We start from the raw sequence: 1,203 nt of genomic DNA on the forward strand, positions 1-1,203 counted from the left end.
AAACGCTTGCGCAAGCGTTTACGCCCTTGTCTCGCCGCACGGGACGCGCCTCCCCGCCCCCAGCCGTCCCCCGGTCCTCGCGCACCGGACCCCGGCCCCGGGCCGGATTCCCGCCCCGGTATGGTCGCCGTGTAAACCCCTCGACCAGTGGAGTCCGAGATGCCTGCGCGTCCTTCCGCGAGCCGTCGTACCGTCCTTCGAGGGGCCGCCGTGGCCCCGGTCGCCGGGCTCGGCCTGGCCGCGTGCTCCGGGCCGGGAGGCGGCAGTTCGGCCGCCACCCCGACCGCGCCGGTGGACCTCGGCGCCGAGAGTGACGTCGCCAAGGGCGGCGCCAAGCTCTACAAGGACCACAACATGGTGGTCAGCCGGGACAAGAGCGGCACGCTGAAGGCGTACAGCACGATCTGCACGCACGCCGGATGCCCCATCAACAAGCTCCAGGGCACGACCCTGATCTGCCCCTGCCACGGCAGCGAGTTCGACGCCGTGACCGGCAAGGTGGTCCAGTCGCCGGCCACCGAGCCGCTGGCGGAGCTGTCGGTGAAGACGGAGAACGGCAGGATCCTCGCCGGCCCGGCCGCCTGACAGCCCCGCGCCGCCCCGGCCGCCCACCGGCCGATCTGCCGGTGGGCGGCGCGGCCCTGTTTCACCGGGGCCAGTCCCAGGCGATGCCCACGATGCCCGGCCGGATGCGCGGCTCGACCACATGGACGCAGTGATGCGGCCCGGTGACCGGGAGCTCCTGCCGAGTGCTGCGCGGGCCCTGCGGCGAGTGCTGGGTGAAGCGCCGGCAGCGCAGGGGGAGCACGGCCGCGTCGAAGCGCACCTGGAGCGCGTACTGGCCGCCGGGCGCGTCGAAGTGGTGCAGGTACTCGTGGGCGGCCTGGGCCGTGCCGTCCTCGACGGTGTACCGGAACAGGAAGGTGTCGCCGGCCCGCAGCCGGGTGTCGAAGAGCAGTTCGGCCACCAGCACCCCGGCATCCTGGTCCCGGCGGACACGGCCCGTGCGGCAGTTCTCCAGGGCCCGCACCCTCGTCTCGTGCGGGGCGCGGCCGGGATCGCCCTGGTGGACGACCAGGAAGCGGTCGACTCCGTCGCGGTGGGCGCGCACGATGTGATGGGCCTCGCGGGCCGCCAGCTCGCGCCCGGAGCCGATCCGGACGCACTCGTGGTGCCCCAGGGTGTGCAGCCCGCTGTCGGCCG

At 74.1% G+C, this 1,203-nt stretch carries 1 protein-coding gene and 1 pseudogene; one reads left to right on the forward strand and one right to left on the reverse strand.

Annotated elements, in window-relative coordinates; genetic code table 11:
- Positions 1 to 159: 159 nt before the first annotated feature.
- Positions 160 to 585 carry a Rieske (2Fe-2S) protein gene (locus VT52_RS33195; RefSeq protein ID WP_046427158.1) on the forward strand — a complete coding sequence of 142 codons (426 nt, stop codon included), beginning with the start codon at positions 160 to 162 and terminating at the stop codon, positions 583 to 585.
- Positions 586 to 646: 61 nt separating this feature from the next.
- On the opposite strand, the pseudogene VT52_RS33200 reads toward VT52_RS33195, so the two are convergent.
- Positions 647 to 1,203: pseudogene (locus VT52_RS33200) on the reverse strand (hypothetical protein); the annotation flags it as partial.

Source organism: Streptomyces malaysiense, assembly GCF_000980885.2.
Lineage (GTDB): Bacteria > Actinomycetota > Actinomycetes > Streptomycetales > Streptomycetaceae > Streptomyces > Streptomyces malaysiense.